This is a genomic window from Flaviflexus sp., from assembly GCF_052087705.1.
Taxonomy (GTDB): domain Bacteria; phylum Actinomycetota; class Actinomycetes; order Actinomycetales; family Actinomycetaceae; genus Flaviflexus; species Flaviflexus ciconiae.
This window is the reverse complement of the sequence record NZ_JBQCYC010000005.1, coordinates 52,675-75,010: the sequence shown is the minus strand read 5'-3', so window position 1 is coordinate 75,010 and position 22,336 is coordinate 52,675. Positions and strand designations below refer to the sequence as shown.

Here is a 22,336-nt window from a genome sequence, read left to right as displayed (position 1 = left end):
CAGGGCTGGCGTGAGCCAGCAGTCAAACACATGCCGTATAGTCGCTGCCCCGTCAGCTCCAGAGTGCAACGAAACCCGGACACCGGGGGTCCAAGCCTCGGGTGATATAAGAGCTGTATGAGTTCACGCGTCGTCGTCCACGTCTGGACAACCCTGTCATCGCCCCAGTCACTCCTTGGGCTCCTCAATTTGCGTGAGGCAGCAGCCGGGAAGAATGTGGCCATTGAACATCACGCTTTTATCCCAAAAACACCTGACGAAACCGATCCGGAAGCTATTAAGGCCTTGGAGGAACACGGTCTGACAGTCAGCGGAGCGCCAGTGGACGATACTGGCCACGCCCAAGAAATGGTTTATGCGGCAAAGGAACAGGGCTCCACGCCCGAGGAGGCCGCTGAGCTTGGGTTAGCTATGGCAGAGAGGTTGCACCGGGCCGCCCTTGAGGACGGGAAGGACATTTCCGCCACCGATGTTCTCATCACAATTGCCCAGGAATCTGGGCTCGATCCCGAGAATGTTCGTGCGGGCTTAGATGAGGGTCGCTGGACCAAGCTGGTTGAGAATGACTGCAAGGATGGGGAGCGCATAAGGATGGAGAAAGCTCCGTTCCTCATTGCCGCCGGCATGTTCCTTCTCGAAGGACCCCAGGAGGCTCAGGCGATGTCGTCCGTCCTGAAACGAGCAGGTGCTGAACTGACCGACCGGGTGAAGGCAGCCGCGGAAGAGGCGCAAGAGCTCTTCGGATATCAGGGCTAAGCCCCGGGCCTACCTACTGGTGGTCACGTTCCTTAACAGCGAGGCGGTCCGCTTCTTCATTGCCAGCATCCCCGTCGTGCCCGCGCACCCAGTCGATCCGGGTCTTGGCCTCGCGGGCTTCATAGGCTTCGAGGAGCTTCGCAACAAGTTCCTGGTTGGCGACGGGCTTACCATCGGCCTTCTTCCAGCCCTTCCTCCGCCATCCCGGCGCCCACTTCGTCACGACATTGATGACGTACTGGGAGTCGGCGCGGAGCAGGAGTGTCCTCTTCGGGTCCGCGTGGCGGAGGGCTTCGAGCATAGCGGTGAGCTCCATAATGTTGTTCGTTGTGCGCTTCGCACCACCGGAGCCACTTTCTCCCATGATCTCGTCAACCCACGCCCATCCGCCCGGCCCCGGATTCCCGGAACACGCACCGTCGGTTGCGATAACCTGGTCGAAGCCGTACTTGTCGGCTCCCGGCACGTAGGGTGTTGACGCATGATCCCGGTCTGCACCATTCCCGTGCTTGCCTGCGTCGGGAGTCTGCCCCGGGGCAGGATCTGCCGGTGCAGAGCCTTCGGCTATTCCTCGGACCTGTGCGCGGGCGCGTGCCCGGTCGATAGCGGATACGGGTTCTGCCGCAGAATCGGCCTCGTCTTCGCCGAAGAGCATCTCTGATGGAATCCGAGGTTCGGCCGGAGCTTTTTCCAGGCCGGTTGCAGCTAGCAGGGTGATGACGTCCGGATGCCAGAGGATGCCGCTCGTAGAGTAGTCGTTCGACTCCATAGCGAGGTCGTGCCGCAGTGCCATTTCGGAAGCTTCTGCGCCAACCCCGATAAGGCCCAGCTGGTCAAGGTGTCGGACCACGGTCTGCGGGTCCGTTCCGCACATCATTGCGATATCTGAGGCAGCGAGCCATTCCATCCGTGTCATGTCTTCAAGGCTACCGGGAAAGTCTGCCGCAAAACGCACAGCACCCGCCGGTTGGGCGGGTGCTGATGCGTGATGTTTCGCTTATTCAGAGACGACCGAAACGGGGACGGTGACGGTAACGTCCGAGTGTAGACGGATGTCCACGCGGTAGTCGCCGACCGACTTGATCGGGTTCTGAACGAGGACCTTGCGGCGGTCAATGTTCTCGCCGGTTGCCTCCTGGGCAGCCTGTGCGATGTCTGCAGCGGTGACGGCACCAAAGAGACGGCCGGACTTGCCGGCGCGGACCGTGAGGGTCAGCGAGGTCTCTTCCAGCTTGTCGCGCAGGGTCTGGGCCTCTTCGACGGTAGCGATGTCGCGCTTGCGGCGAGCCTGCTCCATCTGGTCGATCTGCTTCTGAGCGCCCTTGGTCCAACGGGTTGCGTAGCCGCGGGGCAGAAGGTAGTTGCGGGCGTACCCGTCCTTCACCTCGACGACATCGCCCGGAACGCCGAGGCGGTCGACCTCATGGGTCAGAATGAGCTTAGCCATGATGGTGCCTCCTTAGCGGCCGGAGCCGGTGTACGGGAGCAGAGCCATCTCGCGGGCGTTCTTGATGGCCCGAGCGATCTGACGCTGCTGCTGGACGGAAACGCCGGTTACACGACGGGCGCGGATCTTGCCGCGGTCCGAAATGAACTTGCGCAGGGTTGCGGTGTCCTTGTAGTCGATGTTGTCGACCTTCGTCACCTTAACTGGGCCGATCTTCTTTTTCGGCTTGCGAAGGTTTGGCTTCGCCATGATTGATCTCCTCGATTATGCGCTGACGCGCGGAAAGTTGTTAGAACGGAGGGGCGTCGTCGAAGGACGATCCCGACGGGCCGCTTGCCCAGGGGTCGTTCTGCGATCCGCCCGACGGGCCGTCGTACGCGACATTGCCGCCACGGGAGTTGCCTCCACCGTAGCCGCCGCCACCACCGAAGTTACCGCCGCCACCGCCGGAACGCTGGGTCTTCTGGACCTGCGCCGTTGCGTAACGGAGGGACGGGCCGATCTCGTCGACCTGCATCTCGATGGAGGTGCGCCTCTGGCCCTCGTGTTCGTAAGAGCGGACCTGCAGTCGCCCCGTGACGACCACGCGGGTGCCCTTCGTAAGCGAGTTGGCGACGTTTTCGCCGTGCTCACGCCACACCGAGCAGCGTACGAACATGGCTTCGCCATCTTCCCACTGCTGGGTCTGCTTGTTGAGGGTACGCGGGGTTGAAGCCACCGTTAAGCTCGCTACCGGGATACCCGAGCTGACGTATCGCAGCTCCGGATCGGCGGTGAGGTTGCCAACGATGGTGATTATCGGTTCGCCTGCCATGATTTCGCTCCCTTGAAGCTAGCTCAGTGCTCGCCCTTGCGCAGCAGCTTGGTGCGCATAATGGACTCGTTCAGACCCAGCTGACGATCGAGCTCCTGTGCGGTTGCACTGGTTGTGGTCATGTCGATAACGACGTAGACGCCCTCGGTCTTCTTCTGGATCTCGTAGGCAAGACGACGCTTGCCCCAGATATCCACGTTCTCGATTGAGCCGCCGTCGTCAATGACGACCTTGAGCAGCTTTTCCAGTGCGGGCTCAAGGTTGCGCTCGTCAACTTCCGGATCGAGGATGATCATCAGTTCATACTGACGCTTATCCATACCCACCTCCTCTGGTCTCAACGGCCACGGTCTCTCCGTGGCAGGAGGGTATATGTGCCTAGAAGGCACCCAACTACTTTAACGTCAATTGCTTAAAAGCGTTAGGCCTCGTCCGGAACGTACTGTGTGCAGTTCGGCACCTGGCCGGCTGGGGACAACGGCGGCCCCTTCGTTCTGGTCTTCCGGCGGCCCGGGGTTGGCCGGGGGTCCCGGATTGTCCGGAGGACCTGGCTCTGTTGGATCAACCGTCGGGTCCGGTGTCGGGTCAACGGTGGGTTCCACCGTCGGTGTCGGATCCTCGGTGGTCGGTTCCTCGGCCGGTGTCGGATCCTCCGTGGTTGGCTCCTCCGTGGGCTCTTCCGTGGTGGGTTCTTCCGTCGTCGGTTCTTCCGTGGTGGGTTCTTCCGTCGTCGGTTCCTCGGTCGTGGGTTCCGGTTCGGGGACAAAGGTGGGGATCGGGGCCCGCGTGGTCGGTTCGCTGGCGGGTTCGGGGAAGTCTTCAACTTCCATGTCCCGCGTCGCTTCCATCATGAAATCAAGCCAGATCTGGGCCGGGAAGTTACCGCCCTGGATTGCCCACTGGCCACCGAATGGGGTCAGGGATTCCTCTTCGCCATTGGGTCCGATCTGGTACATGTCGACGACCGTGGCGAGCTGCGGAACATATCCTGCGAACCATGCTGATACGAGGAAAGAGGATGTGCCGGTCTTGCCTGCAACGGGACGGCCGAGTGCGGAGATCTGGGAGGCGGTGCCCCCGGGGCTGACCACCGATTCCAGCGCGTACGTCAGGTTCGCGATGTCATCGGCTTCGAAGACCCGCTCTCCGGATGTGTCACCCGTGTAGATGACGTCGCCATCGCGGTTGCGAATTTCCCGCACAATGTGCGGGTTCGTGCGAATACCCTGGGCGGCGAAGGTCGAGTAGGCGTTAGCCATTTCCTTAGCCGTGGGAGAAGCCGATCCGAGAACGTTCGAAAGTGTGTCATCAAGGCCGGGGGTGGATTCCGGCAGGCCCGCCCTGACGGCAACGTCCCGTGTCGCCTGGGGACCAACTTCTTCGTTCAGCCTGATGTAGACCGTGTTGACGGAGTTGGCGGTGGCCTCGAGAAGTGTGATGTTTCCAAGTCCGCGGAGCTGGAAGTTCTCAAACTCCTGCCCACCCACTTCGTACGGGGATGAGGAGTTGTAGCGGTCGGTGAGGCTCACGCCCGCTTCGATGCCTGCGAGCAGGCCGAACGGCTTGAAGGTGGAGCCTGCCTGGGCGCGGTCCTGGGTGGCCGTGTTTCGGGCCCTCGTCAGGTAGTCCTCGCCGCCGTACATTGCCATGATTTCGCCGTTCTCGGGATTCATGGAGATAAGACCAACATAGTTGTTATCGGGGCGGTCTTCCGGCAAGTTCTCAACGGCCTGGACCGCATAACCTTGCATGTCTTCATCGATTGTCGTGACGATGTCGAGGCCCATGGTGTCGAGCTCGTCCTCGGTGTAGGCACCGGAGTTCACGAGTTCCCTGCGTACCTCGGCAAGGATGTATCCGTCGGTTCCGGAGTACTGGTTTTGTGCGGCCGGTTCGATGGTGTCGGGGAAGCGGGCCGCTTCGGCTTCTTCCACGGTAATCCACTCGTCCTCCGCCATGCGCCGAAGTACCCTCTCCCACCGGGCCATGGCCTGGTCGGGGTTAACGGCGGGATCCCAGTTCGACGGCGAGGGGATGATGGCAACGAGCAGAGCTGCCTGGTCGAGCGTCAGGTCGGCTGCATCGATACCGAAGTAGGACTCGGCGGCTTCTTGAATGCCGTAAGAGCCGCGACCAAAGTAGATCGTGTTGAGGTAGTTCTCGAGGATCTCGTCTTTCGACTGCGACTGGTCAATTTTGAGAGCAAGAATGGCTTCGCGGAGCTTGCCCGGGATGGACGTCGTTGTCCCCATGTAGTACCGCTCGACATACTGCTGGGTCAGGGTCGAGCCACCCTGGATGGGCTTACCTTGAAGGTTATTGATCGCGGCTCGGATCGTTCCCCGAATGTCGATTCCCGCGTTTTCGTAGAACCGTTGATCCTCGGAGGCCACAACCGCATGCGGCACGTAGTCGGGTAGTGAGTCGAGGGGGACGGAGGTGCGCCGAACGTTAGCGAATGTCCCGATCTTTGTCTCACCGTCGGCGTAGTACACGTCGGTGGACTGGGCGAGCGCGAAGTCGTCAGGCTCGGGGACCTCGGTTGTCATGTAGAGATAGGCAAAAGCGCCGACACCGGTCGCGGCCACCAGCAGGAAGGATCCCACAATGAAGCGCCACGACGGGAGCCAGCGCCGGATACGACCCTTGCCCCGCCGGGGATAGTTCCACAGCGATTTCTTCTTGGTCGGCTTAGCGGACTTCTTGCCCCGCTTCGTCGAGCCTTGACGATTGCTTGCCATGGCCCGATTATTCCCTACGCTTGCGCCTCCTGCGCAACTTCTTGGCCTGTCTCACGCCCTTCGGTCTCTCCGTGGCGGGCCTCCGAAGGCCCTTTGCGGCGCGTGTTGCCACGGTCTGGAAGCCTCCCCAAGCATCCGGTGGCTCGTACGTCACGTCGTACTTACCGGCCCCCTGTTTTCGTTTCGCGTCATGCTCGGACGTCATAAACGCATCAAGCCATCGCGTGGACTTCGACGAGTCGATCAGAACCGCCTTGAAGAACAAGGTGAGGGGCACCGCAAGAAGAGCACCGAGGGGGCCAATAACGATGGCCCAAACCATGAGGGACAGGAACGTGACCGTTGCGGAGAGCCCAACGGCATCGGCCGTAAACTTGGGTTGGAGGAGCGACTGGATGATGAAGTTGATCAGCGAGTAGGCGACAATCACCCACACCATGAGCTGCCATCCGCCCTCGAGCAGACCGAAGAGCGCCGGTGGAACGAGGCCCAGGATAAAGCCGATGTTGGGAATATAGTTCGTAATGAACGAGACGAGCGCCCACGCGAGGGCAAGCGGTATTCCCATTGCCTGAAGAGCCACCCAGTCGAGGACTGCGACAATCGCACCGAAGATTGATGAGACGAGCCAGTACTGGCGGACCCTGCCTTCGAAGCCCGAGAGTGCTTCGTGGAGCTCCGGGTTGGCACGCTCAACGATTTCCGACCGAGTATCCAGCGACAGCGTGTCAATCACGATGAAGAAAATCGACAGGGCGATAACGGCCAAGAGTGCACCCATGGATGACACCTGGTCGATCAGGGCGCGGGCGGCCGTCATGATCGTGTTGAGATCCAGCTGGTTCAGCAGATTGTTGATGCTTGAGACGTCGTAGCCCTGCTCGACAAGGAACTCGCTGTCCTCAAAGGCGGTCGAGATATTGTTGACGATCTCCTGGAAGCTGTCCTGGTAGGACAGGATGACTTCCGGCAAGGGCAGGAAAGCCAGGACCGTCAGGCCAATGATGGAGGAGAGAACAATGACGAGAACCAGGATCGATGCGATAGCCGAAATCCACTTCGGCACGCCCTTCCGAATCATCCATCGGTGAATGGGCCGGATCGTCAAAACAAGCGTGAGCCCGAGGAAGGCGGGGGCGAGGATCGACGCGAAGCGCGACAGTCCCCAGAGCGCTATCGAGGCGAGTGCACCCGCGATAAGGATCCACATCCCCGTCGGGATTGTTTCCCGGGGCCTGCTCTTCCTACCGACTACAACAATGTCTCCAGAATCAACACTTTGATTGTCTGGATAGCTTTCCGGTGTCGTAGAGCTTTCCTCACTCACGGCACTCGGATTCGGTTCGTCTTGTTTCACGGCACCACCTTCCCATCAAAGAGCGTACCGCCCGCGGGCCGCGCCGTCCCTGCCAACAGGAAAAACATCTATCCTCAGTGGGTCAAACGGGGCACCCACCCGAATCGGGTTCTCAGATTGGGCACGGTGTCGGACCAACCCGGCAGTAGCCGGTCTAGCTCCCAGCTCCGGTTACGGCCTTGCCTGCTCGGGAACGGTACGGGGTTCCCCGCCCAGGCTCTTGTTCCGCAATCCGTACCAGGTGGCCAGAAGCAGGTAGAGAACAACGAGTCCGGTAAAGCCAGCTCTCGACCATCCCGTGTCGGGAAGGATTGCTGCCGCGAGCGCGGCAGCACCGACAAAAGCGGCGTTGTACATCATGTCGTAAAGCGCGAAGGCACGTCCGCGATAGGCGTCGATGACGTCGCGTTGCACGATCGTATCGACAGCAATCTTCGCGCCCTGGACGCCGAGGCCCATGAGGACGGCGGCGATCCCGATCCAGGGAAGGGATGGGGTGGCGATAAGGACGAGCTGGGACAGTGTGGAGATTCCCAGGCAGGCAACGATCCACTGCCACGGGCTGAGCTTCTCGTGCGCAATCGGGGTCAGGACAATCGCGGAACCGTTGCCCGCAAGCGAGATCCCGGATAGGAGCGCAAACATGGCAAGCCCAGCATCGGCGTCCGCGGGGTCCGTGAGGAGGTTGCGGGAGATAAGGAGTAGCGCAATGAAGTTCACGCCGTAGAGGAACCGGTGCACCGCCATAACAATCAGGGCGTGTCCGGGGGTTCCGCGCTTCGCGAGGTAGCTGGCGCCAAGCCAGAGATCGTGGAAGACCTCCGCGATCTGTGACGACAGCGGCACCTTCATCTGGTTATCCGGACCGAGTTCTCGCTTGCCGATGGTGGAGGCGGCCCACACGGCGCCAACGAGGAGAAGGGCCGCGATCGCGAGGCAGGAGGCATCTCGGATCGGGCCCTCGGGTGTCAGCCGGTTGACGACGAGTCCGATGACGGCACCGACGACGGTGGCGACGGCACCCAGGGTGGGAACGAGGGAGTTCGCCATGATGAGCTGCCTGCGGGGCACGACGTGCGGTAGTCCAGCGGAGAGCGCCGATAGAAGGAATCTATTAATGCCGAGGGTGATAAGAGCAAGAACGGAGATGATGCCGAGGCCGGCACCCAGGTACATGAGCACTGCCAACAGCAGACACAGGATGGCGCGGACAGTGTTGCCCCAAAAGAGCACACCCTGCCTGCTCCATCTGTCGAGGAGCGGGCCCACGAATGGACCGATGATCGTGAAGGGCAGGAGGAGCACGGTGAATGCTGCGGCCACGCCCGCCGCGGTCGTCATGTTTGTTGGGTTAAAGAAGTAGAGGGTAGCGAGGCCGACCTGGAACATTCCGTCTCCGCATTGGGAGATAAGGCGTACGCGGAAGAGTCGTTTGAAACCGTCGTGAACGAGGAGGGTCTTGAGGTCGGCGAGAACTGCCACTAGAGATTCTCCTTAGCCCAGGCTCTGAGCTTTTCGACAGCCGTCTCCTGATCGAGCGGTCCGTGTTCCATTCGTAGGTCAAGAAGATACTTGCGTGCCCTACCAACCGTGGGGCCGGGTTCGATTCCGAGGATCTCCATAATTTGGCTTCCGTCGAGGTCGGGGCGGACCGCGGCGAGCTCTTCTTGTTCGGCGAGCTCGTCGATCCGCTTCTCCAGATCATCGTACGCAGCCTGGAGTCTCATGGCCTTCTTCCGGTTCCTCGTCGTGCAGTCCGCGCGAGTCAGACGGTGGAGCCGCTCCAGGAGCGGCCCAGCATCCGTGACATAGCGGCGGACGGCCGAATCGGACCAGACGGCTTCGCCGTATCCGTGGAACCGCTGGTGCAACTCGACAAGGCGGGACACATCCTTCGTGGTCTGCTTGTCGAACCGTAGCTCCCTCATGCGCTTGCGCGTCATTTTTGCGCCCACGATGTCGTGCTGGTGGAACGTGACCTTCCCGCCTGGCCCAAACTGGCGGGTCGCCGGTTTACCGACGTCGTGCATGAGAGCAGCGAACCGGAGGACAAAGTCCGGGGCGGGCACCGGGCCCTCCTCATCAGTTTCCAGTTCGATTGCCTGGTCAACGACGGTGAGCGTGTGCTCGTAGACATCCTTGTGCCGGCCGTGCTCATCAACCGTCGACTTGAGCGCGGCAACCTCGGGAAGAACGCGTTCGGCCACCCCGGTGTATTCCATAATCTCGATACCGCGGCGCGGATATGGGGAGATCATGAGCCGTTCCAGTTCGGCACGGATCCTTTCGGCAGAAACAATATCGAGGCGCTCGGCAAGTTCGGACATGGCGGACATGGTTCCAAGGTCCACGTCGAAGCCGAGCTGCGCCGTAAAACGGGCTGCACGCATGATCCGCAGCGGGTCATCAGAGAACGAGATGATTGGGTCGATCGGGGTCCGCAGGATCCCATCGACAATGTCGGAGAGCCCGCCGCACGGGTCCACTAGTTCCATGGCGGGTAGTCGCACCGCCATGGCGTTCACCGTGAAGTCACGCCGCGTCAGGTCGCCTTCGAGGGTATCGCCGAACGCCACCTGTGGTTTGCGGGAGGACGGATCGTATTCATCGGACCGGTAGGTCGTCACCTCAACGGTGAGCCCGTGCAGAGAGGCACCGATCGTGCCAAACTCTTTTCCGATGTCCCACGTCGTCTCACCCCAGCGATCTAGGATTTTCTGCGTTTCGTCGGGGCGTGCCGACGTGGTGAAATCCATGTCGTGGGCGGGAATGCCGAGGCAGGCATCGCGCACCGGGCCGCCTACGAGAGCGAACTCGTGCCCGGCCTCGTCGAACAAGGTGGCCAGCTTCATAACCGCTGCTGGGAGCTGCTGGAGCGCAGCCTGCGCAGCGGCGAGATAGCGTGCCTTTACCTGGGAGTCGGGAGCCAACTGTCACGTCCTTCGATGGGGGGTGGGCCACGCCGAGATGACCCTGCTTTAATAGAGCGGGCCACGCCGAAGCGAGCCTGCTGGGATAGACTTGCGCGAACATTATTACAGTTAAGAGTATGCCGATGCCGGGACCGAAACCTCGACCCCGCGGCCCACAGTCGTGGCGCCGTGGCGTTTCAGCGACCCGAATTGGCTCCCGACGCTCCTACCTTCCCGTTGTAAACGAGACCTCCGCCGGCGGCATTATCGTGAAGCCGGTCGACGGAATCGCCTGGGTTGCAGTGATTGCGCGCCGTAACCGCGGTGGCCGTCTCGAATGGTGCCTGCCCAAGGGCCACTTGGAAGGGGAAGAGACTGCCGAGGAGGCGGCGATCCGGGAAGTCTCGGAAGAGACCGGGATCTATGGCCAAATCCTCACTCACCTGGCAACGATCGACTACTGGTTTTCTGGCACGGACCGGCGTGTCCACAAGGTTGTTCACCATTTTCTTCTCGAAGCTCTCTCCGGGGAGCTCACCACCGAAAATGACCCCGATCAGGAGGCCGAGGACGTGGCCTGGATCCGGCTTGATGACGTCCCGGGCCGGCTCGCCTATCCGAACGAGCGGCGGATCGCAACGCTGGCCCGGGACGTGCTGACAGGTAACCGGTGAAGCGGATCTTCGCGGCAGCCACGGCCACTGCCCTGCTCTTTGTCGCCCCGCTCCCGGCCTCTTCCAAGCCGGCGAGCGAGGAAACCGGAATAGAGATCGAGATCACGGAACTCACGCCCGTCCACAGCCCCGGCGAGGCACTGCCCCTCACAATCGAAGTGACGAACCCGGGCCCAGCGATAGCGGAGGCCTCTCTGCACATCACTGCGCAGGCCTCGGTCCCGTCCTTTCGAAACACGATGACGTCGTGGCTTGCCGATACAAATGTCGAAACAACCATGATGACTCTCGAGGCGCAGACCGTCGAGGTTCCTTCCGGAACAACGGAGATCGAGTTTGAGATCCCGGCCGAAATCTTCACGTGGGGCAATACGCTGGCAACGTGGGGGCCGCGCGGTATTGAAGCCTCCCTTGAGTTTGAAGGCGCGCGCACAGTTGACCGCAGCATTCTTGTCACCGAGCCCTCTTACGAGCAGGAGGCCATGCCCTTCACCGCGCTCGTTCCCATCACCGTCGGTGGCGACGACCTCGCCGCAGTTCCCACGACCGCAGAGCGTTACGAAGATTCACTCCTCGCCCTGGAATCGGGCGAACTGGGCGACAACGAGGAACTTCCCGATCCCGTCATCGAAGCGGTGCAGGGCTCAACCGACCGGGTAATCAGCGATATTGAGGCCCTGACCAGCCCCGGCATTACCCTCGCCCTCGACTCGTCCCTTGCCGCCCTCGAGTACGGCACACTCGACCTCACAGAGGAAGCGCTCACCGACTTCGCTGACGCCGACCACCACGAACTCGTCCTGCTTCCTGCCCTCGACACGGATGTGGCCGCGTGGGCGCAAACCGGCTACGACCAATATTTCGCCACCCACGCTGACCAAATGCAGAGGTCCACCGAGGCACTCAATCAACGTGATATTGCGGCCCGTACCGACCTGCTGTTCACGCCAGTATCACCCTCGCTGGCGACAGCCGCTCTTGGCCTCGAAAACGGCGCGGACACGGTTGTTATCGACAGTTCCGCAATCCCGTCGAGCGAGGACCTGTACTGGACCCCGTCCGCCCATACTCGTCTTGAACTCGGCCAAGAATCCGATGTTCTTCTCGTTGACAACGAACTATCGGCACTGTTGCTCAATGCTGAAATGTCGGATGTCGATAAGCGGCAGGCGTTGCTTGCCCTCACCGCCATTCACTATCGCGAGCGCCCCAACGACTCCCGTCCTCTCGTTCTTGCCCTTCCTCGGGCCGACCGGCGGGATGTTGACCTTGCGGACATCAACGAGCTCATTGGCCTGCTCGATGAGACGGCGTGGCTTGACGGGGCCACCGCATCGGATATCGAGGAAACCCCCATTGTTCACGTGGCTCGCGGCGAGCTGACCGCACCCGAAGAAGGCGAAAACTCCGTCACCGCCCGCCACCTTGAGGAACTCACCGAAGCCAGCGAAGCAATCTTCTCCATCGGGGACCTAACAACGAGCCCCTACATTTTCCGGGACGCCGTCGAAGCAACGTATTCGGTCATTGGATCCTGGTCGCTGTCCACCGTGCCCGGTGAGATCGACAGCCGCGTGGAGTCTGTCGAGGACATGCGGGAGGAGCTGGCCGGCTCCGTGAGCGTCCAGGAGTCGTCAACGATTAACCTGATTTCCCAGGCCTCTGAACTGCCCGTGCACGTCACCTCAACCCTGCCATTCCCGATTACCGTCGACATTGACGTGCAGAGCGAGGACCGCAGGCTCCGGTTCACGGAACGAACCGCCCGCCTACAACCCGACACGACAACGACGGTGGGTGTGCCAGTACGCGCCATTGGTTCCGGCGACGTGACCATCACCGTTGAGGTGCAGAGCTCCGAGGGCCACACCATCGGGGCCGGAACAGATATCAAGATCCGCGTGAGGGCCGACTGGGAGAATCTCGGTACGGCCATCATCGCCGGTATCTTTCTCATCATCCTCATCATCGGCATCGTCCGGTCCGCACGTCGCGGCAAACGATCTGCGCCGGTGTCCGAGGCTGACACGATTGATCTGGAGGAATAGGCCGTGGCTGGCGGTATTGCACGCAACTCTGCAGTGATGTTCGCGGGGACCCTAACATCCCGGGTTCTCGGGCTCGTCCGCTCCCCGCTCCTCTTCGGCATTGCCGTCGGACTTAACTATCCGGCAGGCAATGCCTTCGACGTTGCTAACAAGCTCCCCACCCTCATCTACATGCTGGTGGCCGGAGGCGTCGTCAACGCCGTCCTCGTGCCCGCAATCGTCCGTGCCTCCAAGCAACACGATGATGGTGGCACCGCCTACATCAACAAGATGGTGACCCTCGGCGCCCTCGTGCTCGGCGTCATCACTACCATCCTCACCCTGGCCTCCCCACTGCTCGTCTCTCTTTTCGCGTCGGGGTTGGAAGGTCCCTGGTACAACCTGGCCGTCGCGTTCGCCTTCTGGTGCGTTCCCCAGGTGTTCTTCTACGGCATGTACACGCTACTGGGGCAGATTCTTAACGCCCGAGAGAACTTCGGGCCGTTCATGTGGGCACCGGTTCTCAACAACGTTGTCGCCATTGCCGGTCTTCTTCTCATGATGGGAATCTACGGGAGCGCCACCCCGGAGAATGCCCTCGACGCATCCCTGTGGGACGGTCAGCGCATTGCGATCCTCGGCGGTAGCGCCACTCTCGGAATCGTCACCCAGGCCGCGATCCTCCTCATCCCGCTGTACCGCATGGGAATCAAGCTACGCCCCGACTTCCAGTTCCGGGGTGCCGGGCTCAGCTCCGTAGCCAAGTCGGGCGGCTGGGTTTTGGCCTCCATGGGTGCCGGAATGATCCCTACCCTCCTCATCTCCAACGTCGCCTCCGTGGCCTCCCAGCGGGCCGTGGGCATGTCGCCAGCCGACGCCCTAGGCGTACCCGGCAACGCCGCCTACACGACCGCGTACAGCCTCTATTCGCTTCCCACGTCCCTCGTTGTCGTCTCCATCGTCACCGCGATCTTCACTCGCATGTCCGCCAAGGCCGCGACAAATGACATGGAAGGGGTCAAGCTTGACACATCCCGGGCGCTGCGAATCGTTGCCGTCTTCACCTTTATCGCCACGGCCCTCATCGTTGTCCTGGCGGTGCCCGCCGTACGCATCATCAGTCCCGGCTCTTCCTGGGCAGAGGTCTCGTCAATTGGCACCGTTCTACTCACCATGTCCCTCGGGCTTGTCGGGGTTGGCTCCTTCACCGTCCTGCAACGCGTCTACTACGCCCTCGAAGACGCACGGGGTCTCTTCTTCGTGCAGGTCCCCTTCTTCGTCCTCCACGCGGTACTGATCCTTTCGACCGTGGTCCTGCCCGCACGATTCATCGTCGCTGGCGTCGGCGTGTCCATGGCGATCACCAACAGCGTCACCTGCGTAGCAGCCCTCATCCAACTCCGCCGCAGGCTCGGCGGTATCGACGGAGCCACGCTCCTGCGCTGTTTCACCCAGCTTGCGGTTGCCGCAGCGGTCTCCACAGGCGTCGGATTCGCGGTTCTTCGCCTGTTTGGGCCATTCAGCGAAGAGTTCACGTTCTTCTCCGCCATTATTCGGATCATCATCGTCGCCATCCCCATGGTGATCGTCTACCTGGCAATCATGCGCCTGTGGCGCATGCCGGAGCTCAACGCCCTCATACGCCCACTGAATGGCCTGCTAGCACGGCTACGTAAGCGGGGCACACCGCGAGCTACTACACTGAACACAACTGAAACATCTCAACCCAACGGAGTCATCGTGTCCTTGAACCTGGAAGCCGGACGCCGGCTGCGCGACCGCTACGAACTCGTGGAGCCACTCGTCCAATCCGACGAAAAGTCCGAGTGGCGTGGCACTGACACCGTCCTCGGAGCCGATGTTCGCCTCATCATCATCCCCACCGAGAACCCGGCATGCGAAGCGACGGTTGACGCTGCCAGGCGCGGCGTCCTCGTCGACGACGTCAGGCTCATCAAACTCCTGTCGATCTTCGACATGTCGGGGGGATCGGTCATTGTGACCGAGATGCCGCGCGGAGTGACTCTTGCCGAGATCATCGAAGGCGGCTCCGTCCCCGAAGACCAGGTCCGCACAATCGTAGGCGAAACCGCCGGAGCCATTGATGCTGGTGCCCGCCGCGGTGTCCGCCACCTGAACCTCCGTCCCGAACTTGTCCGAGTGGACTCTGAAGGCTCGGTCCTCGTCGACGGACTCGGCATTGACGCCGCGTTCTCAGGTGACCATTCAGCCGATCTCTCCAGCCCGGTTCTGGACCGCCGGGATGCTCGGAACCTTGCCCTGCTCGCCGCGGGCCTCGTCCTCGGTGAGGAAGCACCCGCCGAGGACGACCAGCAGGACTTCCTTCGCCGGGCCGCTGACAAGGTTGGCGAAACGGAGCTCCGCCCCGTCTTCACGGAGATCGCCGACGGTCAGGGACCGCAGTCAACAAGCGAATTCATTCGCGCAGTCGCGCCCTGGGGTGCCATCCACCTCAACCGCCTACCCCGGCCCATCAAGGACCCGGAGAAGACGCAGGCCATGCCTGCAATCCCGGATCCGTTCGAGGATCCCCAGCCGACGAAGAAGGAATCCATTGCTCCTCTCGCGGCCGGTGGAGCTGCCGCAACCCCGGTCGTAGCGGCAAACTGGCCGAAGAGAAGCCCCGAGGAAACGTTCACGGCAACCTCCGCAACGACAGCCTCAGCCGGCCCGGAACCGGAGCCGTGGGAGGGCCTGTCGGGAGACGATGACGAGGACCGTCCCGCACGTTCCGTCAACACGTCCGCAATCGTCCTGGTCATCATCGCAATCCTCGTGATCATCGCCGGCTACTTCGCCGTGAACCACCTGCTGAGTGACACGAACCCCGTGACGATCGACCCGACCGACGATGCGGCAACCGAAGAAGTTGTCGAGCCAACTGAGGACGACACCGCGGATCCCACGGAGGAGCCGACCGAGGAAGAGGAAACGGAAGAACCGGTCGAATATCCGGAACCGGTCATTGAGGACGTAGCCCTTCTCAACCCCCAGGCCGCAGACCTCGATCCTTCGACAGTTGCGACCCAGGACAACCCCGGCTCCATCCCGAACATTATCGACGGCAACCCCGCAACTTCCTGGTCTTCCTGGTGGTACTCCGATCAGGGCTTCTGGATGAAGGAAGGTATCGGACTGGAGATTACGCTCGCTGAGGAAACAGAAATATCTGAGGTGACTCTCACCGTTGACGGTAATGGTGGCTTGGTCCAGTGGCGGGATACTGTTAACGCGGCACCCAACTCCGGCCAGGTCATCGCGGAAGGGCCCATGTCGTCCAGCACCGTCCTGACATCCGAGGAGCCCGTCGTCACCCAGACGATTATCCTCTGGTTCGAGGACCTGCCGGTTGCGAACTCCGACGGCCAGTTCCGCATCGACCTTTCCGAAATCACCGTTCAATAGAAAGCTTTCCATGACTGAGATTCGCGACGTTGTCATCGTCGGCTCCGGCCCCGCCGGTTACACCGCTGCCATCTACACGGCCCGGGCAGGTCTCAAGCCCCTGATCCTCGCAGGCGTCCTCGACGCCGGTGGCGCGCTCATGACGACCACGGAGGTTGAAAACTTCCCCGGCTTCCCCGAGGGCATCCAGGGGCCCGAGCTCATGGAGAACATGAGGGAGCAGGCCGAGAGGTTCGGTGCGCAGGTCGAATACGAGGACGCCGTCGAGCTGAAGCTTGAAGGTGACATCAAGGAAATCAAGACGGACTCCGAAACGTACTACGCCAAGTCCGTCATCCTCGCCCTCGGCAGCGAGTACCGCAAACTCGGTCTCGAAGGCGAATCGGTTTACTCCGGCAAGGGTGTTTCCTGGTGTGCCACCTGCGACGGGTTCTTCTTCAAGGGCCAGGAAATCGCGGTTGTGGGCGGCGGCGACTCCGCCGTCACCGAAGCACTGTTCCTCACGAAGTTCGCTTCCAAGGTCACCGTCATTCACCGCCGCGACGAGCTCCGCGCCTCGAAGGTCATGGCCGATCGCCTGCTCGCCAACGAGAAGATCGAAATGGCATGGAACTCCGCCGTCACAAAGATCAACGGCTCCGCCGACGGTCGCCTCAAATCGATCACCGTGACGGACACAAACACCGGTGATCAGCGGGACATGCCGGTGGGTGGTCTCTTTATCGCGATCGGACACGACCCCCGCACCAGCATCGTGGATGGCCAGGTTGACCTCGACGTCAACGGCTACATCACCGTCGACTCCCCAACGACCGCCACCTCGATCCCCGGCGTCTTCGCCTGCGGCGACGTTGTCGACCACCGCTACCGTCAGGCCATCACCGCCGCGGGAACGGGCTGTGCAGCGGCGCTTGATGCCGAGCACTACCTCAATGACATGTGAGGTCCTGTTCTTCACCGCACCGTGGTGCGATCCGTGCCGGCAAGCAGCCCCGATCTTTTCTGAGGTCGTTGCCGAACTCGGTGTGACTGCCCGGTTCGTTGACGTTGATCTCGACCCCGACCTCGCCGATAGGGTCGGGGTCGACATGCTACCTACCGTGGCTATTCGCACAGACGGCACGGTCAGCGGTACTCTGACAGGGTCCAGGCCGAAGGCCGAGCTCCGCTCTTTCATCCAGGACTCCCTGCCAAAGGTCTCAAAGACCGGCGGGAGTGACGTGGCAAAATAGAGCGGGACACACGTAAGGAGTACATATGGCAGCACATTCCGACGACACTCGTTCGAATTCGGCACGTGCCTCCGCCGGCAACAGGCTCGATCCCTGGTATTCCTCCTACGCCGACCGGTCACTCGGCATGAGAGCCTCCGAAGTCCGTTCTCTTTTCGCCGTCGCTAACCGCCCCGAAGTCGTCTCACTCGCCGGCGGCATGCCCAACATTGCGGGCCTGCCGCTCGACTTTCTAGCAGAAATGTCGGCCAAGCTTATCCGCGATCGCGGAGCCAAGTTCCTCCAGTACGGCGGAGGCCAAGGCGAAGAAGAGATCCGCACCCAGATCGTCGAAGTCATGCGCTACGACGGCATCCACGCACACCCCGATGACGTGATCGTGACAACCGGGTCCCAGCAGGCCCTGGACCTCATGACCCAGATCTTCATCAACCCGGGTGACGCCATCATCGCCGAAGCACCCTCCTACGTTGGTGCCCTCGGGGTTTTCCGGGCCTATCAGGCCGAAGTCATTCACTCCCCGATGGATGACAAGGGGCTGATCCCCGAAGCCCTCGAAGAGACCCTGAAGCGCGCTGAAGCCCTCGGCAAGAACGTGAAGTTCCTGTACACCGTTCCGAACTTCCACAACCCTGCCGGCGTCACCATGTCGCTCGAGCGCAGGCCTCAGATCGTCGAGATCTGCAAGCGCCACAACGTCATCATTCTCGAAGACAATCCGTACGGGCTCCTCGGCTTTGACTCCGAGCCGCTCCCTGCCCTCCAAAGCTTCGACCCCGATGCGGTTGTGTACCTTGGCTCATTTTCGAAGATCTTCGCACCCGGATATCGGGTGGGATGGGCATTGGCGCCGCACGCGGTCACGCAGCGGCTCATCCTTGCCGCCGAATCCGCGATTCTCTCCCCAAACATGGTTGGGCAACTCTCCATCGCCGAATACCTAAAGACCTACGACTGGTTCCAGCAGGTTAAGGAATACCGGGGCATGTACCGCGAACGTCGCGATGCCATGCTTGAATCGCTCACTGAATACCTACCGAGCTCCACCTGGACGGTGCCGGACGGCGGCTTCTACACGTGGGTGACCCTCCCGGAAGGCCTTGACGCACACGCGATGTTGCCCCGCGCCGTCACCCACCGCGTCGCCTACGTGTCGGGAACGGCCTTCTACGCCGATGGCCAGGGCCGTGACCACATGAGACTCTCCTTCTGCTATCCCACGCCGGAAGACATCCGCGAGGGTGTGCGACGCCTCGGAACCGTTATCGAGGCCGAGAAGGAACTTGTGACCATGTTCGGAGCACAGGAGCGTCACGAACACGGACCCGTTATCGAAAACCCATCCACAGAGACCCACTGAAGGCGGAGAAGCCATGACATCACCACAGACCGTTGCCATTCTCGCCGGGGGGCTTAACCACGAGCGGGACGTATCGATCCACTCGGGCAGGCGAGTAGCTGGAGCGCTCCAGGAAGCCGGCTACCAGGTCAAGGTTCTCGATGTGGATTCGAACCTCCTTCAGAGACTCTCGGCAATCGAGCCGGATGTCGTATGGCCTCTTATTCACGGCTCCACGGGCGAGGACGGCTCCATTCAAGACCTTCTCGAGCTCATCGGATTACCCTACGTTGGCAGTAAGGCACACGGGAGCCGACTAGCGTTTAACAAGCCCGTCGCAAACTCTATCCTCGTCAACGCTGGCATTGCGGTACCGGAATCCACCTCCCTTCCGCAGTCACTCTTCCGCGAGGTCGGAGCAACCGCGATCCTCGACCTCGTTGCCGCGAAGTACGGTTTTCCTGTCGTTATTAAGCCAGCTGCGGGCGGTAGTGCCCTGGGTGTCAGCATCGTGACCGAAGCCAAGGCCCTGCCGGGCGCCATGGTCGACAGCTTTGCCTACTCAGACCGTGTTCTCATCGAGAAGCATGTCGAGGGCCACGAGGTGGCCGTCTCCGTTATTGAAACCGCGGAAGGCAAGCCGTTTGCCCTGCCCCCGGTAGAGATTGTCACAAACGGCCTCTACGACTACGACGCTCGCTACAACGCCGGTCGCTCAGAGTACTTTGTTCCGGCACGCTTCGAAGATGATCTGCTCACGAAGTGCATGGACGTGGCGATCACCGCGCACCAGCAACTCAACCTCAGACACATTTCGCGCTCGGATCTTGTCGTCGACAACAACGGCACGCCCTGGTTTATCGATGCGAACTCTGCACCGGGAATGACCCAAACATCACTGCTCCCGCAGGCAGCTGTCCGCTATGCAGAAGACAACGAAATGGCCCCCAGCGAACTCTATTCACAGATCGTGGAGGCCGCTCTCGTCTTTTAGCTATCCGGATTATTCTCGTCCGGGTTCGGCACTCGTTCCACTGGGATAGACAGGACGTCGAGTATTCGGTTCAGGTCATCGATCGAACCGAAATCCACCGTCATGGTGCCCTTTCGAGCACCAAGCTTTACCTTCACCCGGGTGTCCAACCGATCAGAAAGATCAACCGACAGACGCTGAAGTTCCGGCGATGCAGCAGCGGATGCTCCGCGCGACGTCGACCTGGCTCGAGGTTCGTCCCCAAGTGCCACAATCTCTTCAACCGCCCTAACCGAAAGACCTTCGGCAACGATCCGTTGCGCAAGCCTCTCCATCGCAGCCGGATCGGTCAGACCGAGTAATGCTCGAGCATGACCGGCAGAAAGCACACCGGCGGCAACCCTCCGCTGAACAAGCGGAGGTAGCTTAAGAAGCCTCAGCGTATTTGAGATCTGGGGACGGGAACGTGCAATCCTCCGAGACAGCTCTTCCTGCGTACAACCAAAGTCATCAAGAAGCTGCTGGTATGCCGATGCCTCTTCGAGCGGATTGAGCTCAACTCGATGGAGGTTCTCGAGGAGTGCGTCGCGCAGAAGATCGTCGTCCTCAGTGTCACGAACGATCGCCGGGATTGTCGTTAATCCTGCCTGCGCAGACGCTCGCCAACGACGCTCGCCCATGATGAGTTCATATCCATCACCATCGGGTGAGTTGCGAACAACAATAGGCTGGAGGAGGCCAACCTCCTTAATGGAAGCGGAGAGCTCCGAAAGCTCGTCCTCATCAAAGATCGTTCGGGGCTGGCGTGTGTTCGCCACAATCTCCCCAATGGGGATCTCAACAAAGGTAGCTCCGGGAACCGGCACGAGCTCAACTTCGCTCTCGCGCCGTTCTGGCTTCTCCACGGAATCGGACGTAACCTGTTCGACTGCTTCAAGAGCGGTCGGTTCAGGGATCGGCTCCGAAGCCGCTTGGCCTGTGGTCTCAACTTCGTCGCTACCGAAGAAAACATCTATGGCATGGCTCGACTTGGGCACCTCAATGCTCTCAGCGTCCTTGGTTGGAAACAACGCATCTAGGCCTCGGCCTAGGCTACGACGTCGCTGCGCCATTAGTTTGCTCCTCGCTTCGTAATCTCCAGGGCAGCCTGCTCATATGCAATCGCACCCGTGGAGGATGAATCATAGGTAATAACGGTCTGCTGGAAGCTCGGGGCTTCAGAGATGCGAACCGACCGGGGAATTTTGGTATTTAGGGTTGCGTCAGGGAAGTGGCTCCGGACCTCTTGAGCTACCTCATTAGCAAGGTTTGTGCGCCGGTCGAACATTGTCAGAAGTATAGTTGAAATTTCAATTTCTCTATTGAGGGAGTTTTGCACCAGCTGAATATTGTTTAACAACTGGGATAAGCCTTCGAGTGCATAGTATTCGCACTGAATCGGAATAAAGGCTTCGGTCGCTGCAACCATAGCGTTAATCGTCAACAGACCTAGACTCGGTGGACAGTCGATCAGAACATAGTCCAGACGTGTTTCTTTATCGGTGTTGACTGACGTTAAATAGACTTCGAGCGCTTCCTTCAACTTTGATTCGCGTTGGTCGATATTAACGAGCTCAATCTCCGCACCTGAGAGGTGAATTGTTGCTGGCACGACCTTCAGGCTGGGCCCCTCCGGGCTATCCTGAACTACCTCGGCAACTGTCATGTCCCCAATGAGGACATCGTAAATAGAGGCCGTTTCAGATCCGTGCTCAACTCCGAGTGCTGTAGAAGCATTGCCCTGTGGATCCGAATCAATAACCAACACATTAAGACCATGCTTGGCAAGTGCCGCAGCTATATTCGCGGTGGTCGTGGTTTTACCGACACCGCCCTTTTGGTTCGTGACCGTCATGATTCTTGTTTTTGCTGGACGCTCAAAAACCGCCTTATTGAGTCGCTGCCGTGCAGATCGTGCCGTAGCGAGCTCATTTGCGATCGGCGATCCACCGGAAGTTGTCGCCATATTGTCGTAGAATCCATCCTTCTCTGAATTTTGAGATGAGGGCTTCTTCTTTCGGGGATCTGCCATCTGAACCGCTCCTTTGAGTCGCTGCTTATTCATTCTACGCAGTTAATTCTGGGAGAGCGCGACGTGCAGAGAGTGTTTCACGTGAAACAAGGGCCGGCGCGGTTTCCGTTGATGAACTCGCAACCATACCTATCGCACAAATCTTTCATGTGCCCTCGATATGGATATTGGTCGCAAAAGTAGGCAGCGCACATTGTCGAAGTGAAGAAGGTCCACTCACTACACCCTCATTTCGAAGTGCGAGCGAGATCTTATTCGCCTCGTTGTAACTCGCCATGTTTCACGTGAAACAAGCTTCCGATTCCAATTTCGGTTGAGTTCGGGAGATGCGCAATCATTAGTGTATGCGGCTCCTGCACCCGTTTCACGTGAAACACTTTGCTCCGATTTGGACCTTCCGCTCGGTCTTGCGGAGTTCTACTGGGAACACGGGAAATACCCCCAAGTTCGACATCTGATTGACGGGTAGAAGCGGTAGTTACAAAGCTTTAAGGAATGACAATGCGGAACAGGGTTTCACGTGGAACAGAATTGCTTCCAAGATTGCCTAGAGCCACATGACTGCCT

The 22,336-nt window shown here is 60.4% G+C and carries 19 protein-coding genes; 8 read left to right on the top strand and 11 right to left on the bottom strand.

Translation table 11 applies throughout. The features are described from left to right. The first annotated feature begins 117 nt into the window (after positions 1-117). The gene (locus tag ACTHUY_RS04220) at positions 118-756 is read left to right on the top strand and encodes a DsbA family oxidoreductase (RefSeq protein ID WP_441677769.1); all 639 of its coding nucleotides are present in this window, start codon (positions 118-120) and stop codon (positions 754-756) included. A gap of 13 nt (positions 757-769) precedes the next feature. Here ACTHUY_RS04220 and ACTHUY_RS04215 read toward each other — a convergent pair whose 3' ends face one another. The 9 genes from ACTHUY_RS04215 to ACTHUY_RS04175 all read right to left on the bottom strand — a co-directional run bounded on the left by ACTHUY_RS04215 (position 770) and on the right by ACTHUY_RS04175 (position 10,045). After that, the gene (locus ACTHUY_RS04215; protein ID WP_441677767.1) at positions 770-1,672 is read right to left on the bottom strand and encodes a ribonuclease H family protein; all 903 of its coding nucleotides are present in this window, start codon (positions 1,670-1,672) and stop codon (positions 770-772) included. Positions 1,673-1,753: 81 nt separating this feature from the next. Further along, positions 1,754-2,203: a 50S ribosomal protein L9 gene (gene rplI / locus ACTHUY_RS04210; protein ID WP_441654026.1), complete on the bottom strand. Its 450-nt coding sequence runs from the start codon at positions 2,201-2,203 to the stop codon at positions 1,754-1,756. A gap of 12 nt (positions 2,204-2,215) precedes the next feature. After that, positions 2,216-2,452: a 30S ribosomal protein S18 gene (gene rpsR, locus ACTHUY_RS04205; protein ID WP_126704322.1), complete on the bottom strand. Its 237-nt coding sequence runs from the start codon at positions 2,450-2,452 to the stop codon at positions 2,216-2,218. A 40-nt stretch (positions 2,453-2,492) separates the two neighbouring features. Continuing rightward, positions 2,493-3,017 carry a single-stranded DNA-binding protein gene (locus ACTHUY_RS04200; RefSeq protein WP_441677765.1) on the bottom strand — a complete coding sequence of 175 codons (525 nt, stop codon included), beginning with the start codon at positions 3,015-3,017 and terminating at the stop codon, positions 2,493-2,495. Between the two features lie 23 nt (positions 3,018-3,040). Next, complete coding sequence (rpsF, locus tag ACTHUY_RS04195; RefSeq protein ID WP_441677763.1) at positions 3,041-3,337, bottom strand: 30S ribosomal protein S6; 297 nt, start codon at positions 3,335-3,337, stop codon at positions 3,041-3,043. Between the two features lie 84 nt (positions 3,338-3,421). Further along, positions 3,422-5,758: a transglycosylase domain-containing protein gene (locus tag ACTHUY_RS04190; protein WP_441677761.1), complete on the bottom strand. Its 2,337-nt coding sequence runs from the start codon at positions 5,756-5,758 to the stop codon at positions 3,422-3,424. A gap of 7 nt (positions 5,759-5,765) precedes the next feature. Beyond that, complete coding sequence (locus ACTHUY_RS04185; protein ID WP_441677759.1) at positions 5,766-7,115, bottom strand: AI-2E family transporter; 1,350 nt, start codon at positions 7,113-7,115, stop codon at positions 5,766-5,768. Positions 7,116-7,286: 171 nt separating this feature from the next. Further along, complete coding sequence (locus tag ACTHUY_RS04180) at positions 7,287-8,597, bottom strand: MFS transporter (RefSeq protein ID WP_441654031.1); 1,311 nt, start codon at positions 8,595-8,597, stop codon at positions 7,287-7,289. After that, positions 8,597-10,045, bottom strand: coding sequence for a CCA tRNA nucleotidyltransferase (locus ACTHUY_RS04175; protein WP_441674921.1), 1,449 nt, complete (start codon positions 10,043-10,045; stop codon positions 8,597-8,599). The genes ACTHUY_RS04180 and ACTHUY_RS04175 overlap by 1 nt, the downstream gene beginning before the upstream one ends. A 119-nt stretch (positions 10,046-10,164) precedes the next feature. Between ACTHUY_RS04175 and ACTHUY_RS04170 the strand changes: the two genes are divergently transcribed. The 7 genes from ACTHUY_RS04170 to ACTHUY_RS04140 are packed head-to-tail and all read left to right on the top strand — an operon-like array spanning position 10,165 to position 19,719. Then, the gene (locus ACTHUY_RS04170; RefSeq protein ID WP_407644331.1) at positions 10,165-10,701 is read left to right on the top strand and encodes an NUDIX domain-containing protein; all 537 of its coding nucleotides are present in this window, start codon (positions 10,165-10,167) and stop codon (positions 10,699-10,701) included. Next, entirely contained in the window at positions 10,698-12,749 is a 2,052-nt protein-coding gene (locus ACTHUY_RS04165; protein WP_441677757.1) for a DUF6049 family protein, read from the top strand. The genes ACTHUY_RS04170 and ACTHUY_RS04165 overlap by 4 nt, the downstream gene beginning before the upstream one ends. A 3-nt stretch (positions 12,750-12,752) precedes the next feature. After that, on the top strand, positions 12,753-16,154 hold the full coding sequence (gene murJ / locus ACTHUY_RS04160) for a murein biosynthesis integral membrane protein MurJ (protein WP_441677755.1): 3,402 nt from the start codon (positions 12,753-12,755) through the stop codon (positions 16,152-16,154). Between the two features lie 10 nt (positions 16,155-16,164). Further along, on the top strand, positions 16,165-17,097 hold the full coding sequence (gene trxB, locus ACTHUY_RS04155) for a thioredoxin-disulfide reductase (protein WP_441654035.1): 933 nt from the start codon (positions 16,165-16,167) through the stop codon (positions 17,095-17,097). Continuing rightward, positions 17,087-17,386, top strand: a complete 300-nt coding sequence (locus ACTHUY_RS04150) for a thioredoxin family protein (protein WP_441654036.1) — start codon at positions 17,087-17,089, stop codon at positions 17,384-17,386. The genes trxB and ACTHUY_RS04150 overlap by 11 nt, the downstream gene beginning before the upstream one ends. 25 nt (positions 17,387-17,411) lie before the next feature. Next, positions 17,412-18,746 (top strand): aminotransferase-like domain-containing protein, encoded by a 1,335-nt coding sequence (locus ACTHUY_RS04145; RefSeq protein ID WP_441677753.1) that lies wholly within the window; start codon positions 17,412-17,414, stop codon positions 18,744-18,746. A 13-nt stretch (positions 18,747-18,759) separates the two neighbouring features. Then, the gene (locus tag ACTHUY_RS04140) at positions 18,760-19,719 is read left to right on the top strand and encodes a D-alanine--D-alanine ligase family protein (protein ID WP_441654038.1); all 960 of its coding nucleotides are present in this window, start codon (positions 18,760-18,762) and stop codon (positions 19,717-19,719) included. Here ACTHUY_RS04140 and ACTHUY_RS04135 read toward each other — a convergent pair. Both ACTHUY_RS04135 and ACTHUY_RS04130 read right to left on the bottom strand, forming a co-directional pair. Continuing rightward, positions 19,716-20,810: a ParB/RepB/Spo0J family partition protein gene (locus ACTHUY_RS04135; RefSeq protein WP_441654039.1), complete on the bottom strand. Its 1,095-nt coding sequence runs from the start codon at positions 20,808-20,810 to the stop codon at positions 19,716-19,718. The two genes, ACTHUY_RS04140 and ACTHUY_RS04135, sit on opposite strands and share 4 nt — an antisense overlap. Beyond that, complete coding sequence (locus ACTHUY_RS04130; RefSeq protein WP_441654079.1) at positions 20,810-21,703, bottom strand: ParA family protein; 894 nt, start codon at positions 21,701-21,703, stop codon at positions 20,810-20,812. Before ACTHUY_RS04130 ends, ACTHUY_RS04135 begins: the two co-directional genes overlap by 1 nt. Positions 21,704-22,336 lie beyond the last annotated feature (633 nt).